This window comes from Laceyella putida, from assembly GCF_042665195.1.
GTDB lineage: Bacteria > Bacillota > Bacilli > Thermoactinomycetales > Thermoactinomycetaceae > Laceyella > Laceyella putida.
In genome coordinates this window covers 25,250-32,068 of the sequence record NZ_JBHTBW010000016.1, presented here as the reverse complement: position 1 = coordinate 32,068, position 6,819 = coordinate 25,250, and the positions used below count along the sequence as shown (strand labels likewise).

The 6,819-nt window shown below is 46.0% G+C and carries 5 protein-coding genes; 1 reads left to right on the top strand and 4 read right to left on the bottom strand.

All coding sequences use genetic code 11. The annotated features are described in order from the left end of the window. Positions 1-53 precede the first annotated feature (53 nt). The 3 genes from arsC to ACFQNG_RS06035 are packed head-to-tail and all read right to left on the bottom strand — an operon-like array spanning position 54 to position 2,149. Entirely contained in the window at positions 54-482 is a 429-nt protein-coding gene (arsC, locus tag ACFQNG_RS06045; RefSeq protein WP_379863992.1) for an arsenate reductase (thioredoxin), read from the bottom strand. 13 nt (positions 483-495) lie between these two features. Beyond that, on the bottom strand, positions 496-1,788 hold the full coding sequence (locus ACFQNG_RS06040; RefSeq protein ID WP_379863993.1) for an arsenic transporter: 1,293 nt from the start codon (positions 1,786-1,788) through the stop codon (positions 496-498). A gap of 28 nt (positions 1,789-1,816) precedes the next feature. Further along, positions 1,817-2,149, bottom strand: a complete 333-nt coding sequence (locus tag ACFQNG_RS06035; RefSeq protein WP_379863991.1) for an ArsR/SmtB family transcription factor — start codon at positions 2,147-2,149, stop codon at positions 1,817-1,819. Between the two features lie 759 nt (positions 2,150-2,908). Between ACFQNG_RS06035 and ACFQNG_RS06030 the strand changes: the two genes are divergently transcribed. Further along, positions 2,909-4,474: a M4 family metallopeptidase gene (locus ACFQNG_RS06030; protein WP_379863990.1), complete on the top strand. Its 1,566-nt coding sequence runs from the start codon at positions 2,909-2,911 to the stop codon at positions 4,472-4,474. Positions 4,475-5,840: 1,366 nt separating this feature from the next. Here the strand turns inward: ACFQNG_RS06030 and ACFQNG_RS06025 are convergent. Continuing rightward, positions 5,841-6,812, bottom strand: a complete 972-nt coding sequence (locus tag ACFQNG_RS06025; RefSeq protein ID WP_379863989.1) for an NAD(P)H-dependent flavin oxidoreductase — start codon at positions 6,810-6,812, stop codon at positions 5,841-5,843. Positions 6,813-6,819: the final 7 nt, after the last annotated feature.

Sequence of the window (6,819 nt, the reverse complement as noted above, 5' to 3'; positions counted from 1 at the left end):
GGGGAGTTGAAATGAGTAAGGCGACCCGAAAGGTCGCCAAAAGTTTCAGTTCCCTACTCTACTTTCCTTTCTTTAGCAAACTGGATAATTCGAGCTTCAATCTGGTCTCTTACGCGGCGGAACGCTTCCCATACTTCTTCTTCGGTTCCTTGTGCCTTTGCCGGATCTTCAAATCCCCAATGATCACGATGAACGTGAGGAGGTGTCATCGGGCATTTATCGTTGGCATCGCCGCAGAGAGTGATAACGTAGTCTGCTTTATTCAGCAATTCCGAATCAATGATATCGGACGTTTGCTTGGAAATGTAGACACCTTTTTCCACCATAACTTTGACTGCTTTCGGGTTTAATCCGTGTGCCTCAATCCCTGCGCTGTATACATCAAACCGATCGCCTAAGTATTTCTTCCCAAACCCTTCTGCTATTTGGCTACGGCAAGAATTACCTGTGCAGAGGAAGTAGATGATTTTCTTGTCAGACATGGTGAACACTCCTTTAGTGAATGATGGATAACCAGAGGGTAAGTCCCGTTAATGTAATCAATAAAGTTGGAATCGTGAGGATGATACCCATTTTGAAGTAGGTACCCCAACCGATTCTCACATTCTTTTGAGATAAAACATGAAGCCAAAGCAACGTGGCCAAGGAACCGATCGGTGTAATCTTGGGCCCCAAATCCGACCCGATCACGTTTGCGTAAACGAGAGCTTCATGCATGATTCCGGTGGCTTGTGTGGCTTTAATCGCCAAGGCATCAATCATGACCGTTGGCATGTTGTTCATAATGGAAGAGAGAATGGCAGCAATAAAGCCGGTACCTACCGTTGCTACGTATAGACCATGTTTGGTGGTCCAAGTAATTACTTGGCCCAATGCGTCCGTCAATCCGGCATTCCTTAAGCCATAAACCACGACATACATGCCGATCGAAAAGATCACAACAGCCCAAGGTGCTCCTTTCACTACTTTCCATGTTTCAATCGCCGGCCTACGGCAGGCGGCCACAATGAAAGTGATAGCAGTTAGACCCGCAACGAGAGATACTGGTATCCCTAAACGCTCACTGAACAAATATCCCGCCAACAGCACCGCTAAGATCCACCAGGATAAACGGAACAACATCGGATCTTTAATCGCTTCGCGCGGCAGTTTTAATTGGCTCAAGTCATATGCTTGCGGAATGCTTTTGCGAAAATATAAGAACAGGACCAATAAGCTAGCACCTAAAGAGAACAAGTTGGGCACAATCATCCTTGTGGCATATTCCACAAAGCCAATGTTAAAATAATCCGCAGAAACGATATTGACTAAGTTGCTTACAACCAAAGGAAGAGAAGTGGTGTCTGCAATAAATCCACTGGCCATGACGAAGGCAAAAACCATTTTGTCTTCAAATTTGAGTGCACGTACCATGGCCAACACAATCGGCGTGAGAATGAGTGCAGCTCCGTCGTTGGCAAAGAACGCGGCTACCGCTGCACCCAAGAGAACAACATAAACAAACATCTTGCGACCATTCCCATTCGCCAGACGCGCCATATGAAGAGCGGCCCATTCGAAAAAGCCGATCTCATCCATGATCAGGGAAATCAGGATGATGGCCACAAACGCAAGCGTCGCATTCCACACGATGCCGGTGACAGTCCATACATCTTGAAGGCTGACAACCCCAAACAGTAGCGCCAGAATGGCGCCACCTGACGCGGACCAACCGATGGACAGGCCTTTGGGTTGCCAGATCACGAAAATTAATGTAATCAAAAAAACGATAAACGCTAAAACTGACATCAATGACATGAACGACTCCCCTTCGATTCTAATCACATTCAACCTTCAATCCATTTGCTTTCAGTTCTTCAATTTCCTTAGAGGTATCTGGAAGTGTTTTGAGAAACTCTTGGAAGAATGGAAACATGGAACCATCAAGGGAGTAGAATACCCATTGTCCCTGTCGGCGCTCCTTCACAAGCTTTGCATTTTTTAGCTTTCGCATATGTTGGGAAACGGCCGGTTGAGTCATTTTGAGGATTTCTACCAATTCACATACACACATATCTTCTGCTTTGAGCAAGGAGAGGATTCGCAATCGAGTTTTATCTCCGAGTGCCTTATGATACTCCGCTAATAGCTCCCAATCCAGCACATTCATCACCTCATTAATATATAATCATATGCTTATATTATTGTCAAAATAAAAAAACATGTTACAGTAGACTGTTTAAAGCTTTTCGTAAAATTGGACATACAAGTTGTTTAATTGTTTTAGTGTATCTTCAACTCTCTTTACTGCTTTTTCTGTTTTAGATTGAGCGTGTTGAAGAATTTGGATGCTTATTACTCACCATCTTTCACCTCTCTTTCTTCCCCTACGTACTCTAGACGTGCCTTCGAGAGCCCCATAATTAACTGACCTTCTGACTTGTCCAAGGCGTCATGATCTCTTGTTTGCAACAATGAACACATTTTTATCCACTGATCATTTACATATAACTTCCGCGAAACAAGTTTTCAAAAATCGCTCTGCTTTTACCGGATTTGACTAATTACCAGACACGCCTTAAACGCTAATAATTTTCCTTGTTTTTTAAGGCTGAACCCCAGAGTTCCATCCATCGTTTTTTAAAAAAAGCGTACATAGATGGCATCTCGTGAACAAGCTTGGACACCTCCCCACTTCTTCCAACCAAAAAAGTCGGCAACCAGCTCTCTTTTCCTGCAAAAGAAACAATCCTTTATAATGTTATTAAATGACAAAGTTTTGAAAACATTCTCTTATTTAACATTCTCGAAAAGAATTCGTAAAACTTCAGAAAATAATTTCATTTATTCTTTACATGATCTTAATAAAAACATAAAGATCAACTATTCGAAACAGAGCCAAAAGTCATAACATCATGGAGGGTTTCTTATGAAAAGAAATTGGTTGCCTGCCGGAGTCATCTTGTCCGTCGCCCTTGGCACCTCCGGGTTTCTGGGCGGTTTCCCGGTTGAAGCGAAAAATGTGGACATCATCAAGTACAATCAGTCGTACCATACGCCAAAAGTGATTGTGGAAAAATGGGCCAAGCCCAAAACGCAAGCGGGCGAGGTGGTGTGGGCGTATTTGAACGCCAAACGGGGAGTGTTCCAATTTGAAGGGAACGCCACCTCCCGTTTCAAAATCACAAACAAAGAAAAGGACAGCAAGACGGGCACGGTGCACTACCGCTTGCAAGAAACGGTTCACGGAATTCCGGTCTATTCCGCCGACCAATCGGTTCACTTGGACAAACAGGGCAATGTCACCTCGTTTTTCGGCCAGGTGATTCCGCATCTGGAACAAAAAACAATTCCCACCAAAGCCAAACTCTCCAAGCGGCAAGCAGTGCAAACCGTGCAAGCCGATTTGGGGCACAAAGGGTTTGACGGCAAGCCCGAGGCAACCTTGTACATCTATCCCCATGGCGGCAAGTTTTATTTGGCTTATCTGGTGAAAGCGTCCGTCCTCCAGCCGGAGCCGGGGTATTGGCACTATTTCGTTGACGCCACCACCGGCCGCATCATCAATAAATTCAACGCGGTGGAGCATATCACCGGGAATGGCACCGGCTCGCTCGGTGATAAAAAAGAGTTTGAAGTGACGCAATCCGACAAAGGGTATGACTTGGTTGACGGCACGCGCGGCGGCGGGATCTCCACCTACGACGCCCAACATACGGAAGACAAGCTGCCGGGAACGCTCGTTTCCAGTGACTCAACCACATTCAGCAATCCGGCGGCAGTGGACGCCCACGCCAATGCGGAAAAGGTATATGATTATTATAAAAGTGTGCATGGCCGCAACAGCTATAATGGGAACGGCGCCAAGATCATTTCGTCCGTGCATGTGGGCACCGGCTGGGATAACGCGGCGTGGGACGGCAAGCAAATGGTGTATGGCGATGGGGACGGCACCGAATTCAAGGTTCCCTTTTCCACGGCACTCGATGTGATTGGCCATGAATTGACCCATGCCGTAACCGAGTCCACCGCCAACTTGCAATACCAGGATGAGTCGGGCGCGTTAAACGAATCCCTCTCCGACATCTTCGGGGCAATGGTCGACGCGGATGATTGGGACATGGGAGAAGACTTGGGCAAAACGCTCCGCTCCATGTCCGATCCGAAGAAATACGGCCAACCGGACAACTATAAAGATTATGTCAAAACACCGGATGACAACGGAGGCGTTCACACCAACAGCGGCATCAACAACAAAGCGGCTTACCTGCTGGCCGACGGCGGCTCCGAGGACGGCGTAAGCGTGGTGGGCATCGGGCGCGACAAAACGGCCAAGATTTATTATCAAGCGCTGACCAAGTACCTCACCTCCACCTCCGACTTCGCCATGATGCGCCAAGCGGCGGTACAGGCGGCAACCGACCTGTACGGCGCCTCTTCTTCAGAGGTCCAATCCGTGAAAGACGCGTATACGACGGTGGGTGTAAACGAATAAATCATCATGATGGAAAAAGGCGGCTATCCCCGGTTGGGCGGCGGCCTTTTTCCATTTCCCATGAGATTGCCGTCGTCGTTCTGGTTACCTTGGGACAGAAGATTAAAAAGGCTCGTCTATACCATGGGTTAACAAAAGAAAAGTTTGCTCATCCTCAATTTCATCAGTCCACTCAATTGAACATGATATGCATAAATTTCTCCGTTCAAAATATCTCCGTTATCATCCCTTCTTACCTGCTCATATTTATCCAATACCTGATCAACGTCTTTTTCTGGTGGAAAGTTAGTCCATCGTACGTTAATACTTGCACCCATACTATAAGGAAACGTTCTTTCAACTCTTTCCGAATCAATTTTGCTACATCAACTGCTCGCATATTTAAAACATCCCCTTTTTTTTGGAATTCGTGAAGCATCTAGATCTTACAAGATTCCATGGGGATGTCAATCATTTTGCTATTCTTCGTTACTCCAAACTTCTTTAAAAATCAAGCCCGTTAGCCCGTGTTCGCAATATACTTTTACAAATTCATCAGTTACATAGATAGATCCATGAATTAGTGGGGTTCGTTCGGGTTACGTTGTCGCCAAAAAGGGGGCGCTCCTTTAGACATTCAACCAGAGCATATCGCCTTAGTCACGCATAAACAAAAGGTGTAAATTTAATACCTTGAGGTGATCCGAATGTATGATGCGTATTTACCTTATGAACCATATTTCGATTACGAATATGACACTCAGCAACGTAGACCAGACGATCGTAGACAAGGTGATCGTAGACCAGGTTATCCAGGAGGGTATATAAATGACCCTATAGCAAACTCCCTTGCTGGTCAAGTCGTTAGAGCAATGATTGATGGCATAACTCCCCCAGGAAGACCTATAGAGGTATATATCGGCGGTGCAAGTGGTGGGGTAACTAGATTGGCAAGATGTGAACGAGGGCGAATCAGAGCCATGCTGGTCGATACTTGGCGTATATCGATCGTTTAATCACCGATAGTGGTACGTAATGTGGTACGATCACAGAGCAAATGCATTCCTAAGATCCAGGAGGTACCTGAGATAAATTCGGAATCGGTACAGCCTACTGTTTATTTTCAGTCACCTACGCTTAATTATTCGTAGGAAACATTTTATTTCAGACCAACTCATTCAATATCTATGCCATGAAGCAAATAGCAAGCTAGCTCTTTTTTAGAAAAACAGAAAATTGAACTGGTCCATCTTGATCTTTTGACAATACGGAACCGAAAGACTTAATAAGTTGTAGGCGTCACAGAATAAGCCCCTTGCAATCTAGTTTGAAAAAAAGATTGATTTTTGTATCGGGATGAGAATGCCTCCCATTGAATCAGAAATACTCAAGAAATGCCATGACCTAGATTTCGGAGGGCTTCGTCGTACTCTCGCCGGAGATCTGCCACGATTTCAGCAACCGTTTGTACCCGCTTGATCTGGCCTACGCCTTGTCCTGCGGACCAAATATCCCTCCATGCTTTTGAATCGGCCTCGTTCAAATGGGAGAAATCGACGGCTTCTTTCTTCTGAAGGCGGTCCGGGTCAAGACCGTTTCTTCGAATACTAGGCTTGAGGAAATTGGCATTCACTCCGCTGAAAGCATCCGTATAAATCAAATCATCGAGCGTTGATTCTATCAGCATGTTTTTGTATTCTTCACTCGCAAAGCTCTCGGAAGCAGGGATAAAACGCGTTCCCATATAAGCCAAATCCACCCCTAGAGCTTCGGTAGCGAGAATATCCCGCCCACTGGATAGACATCCGGCCAGGATCGTAATTCCGTCCCAAAACTCCCGAACTTCTCCGACAAAAGCTAATGGGTTAAGCGTTCCGGCATGCCCCCCTGCCCCGGAACATACAAGAACCAACCCGTCGACTCCGGTGCGGGCCGCTTTCTTCGCGTGAACCAGTGTGCTAACATCCGAAAATATAAGTCCGTCGTACTCATGCACGATGTTGACCACTGGTGTGGGATCTCCGAGCGATGTAATCACAATCGGCGGTTGGTATTTTTTGATAAGATCTAAATCGGTCTCAAAACGTTTATTTGTACGGTGTACGACCAAATTCACCGCCCAAGGGGCAATGCGGTGATTTGGATTATTCTCCCGTATCCTCTCTAGCTCTTCGACAATGCGTTTCATCCAGTCATCCAAAATATTGACCGAACGCGCATTCAACAACGGAAATGAACCGATAATCCCCGCTTTACAGCCTTCGATAACCATTTCCGGACTAGAGACAAGAAACATCGGGGCCGCAATGACAGGTAAAACCAACTGATCAGCGATGTGGGGAGGTAGTTTGTGATGCATAATTTCA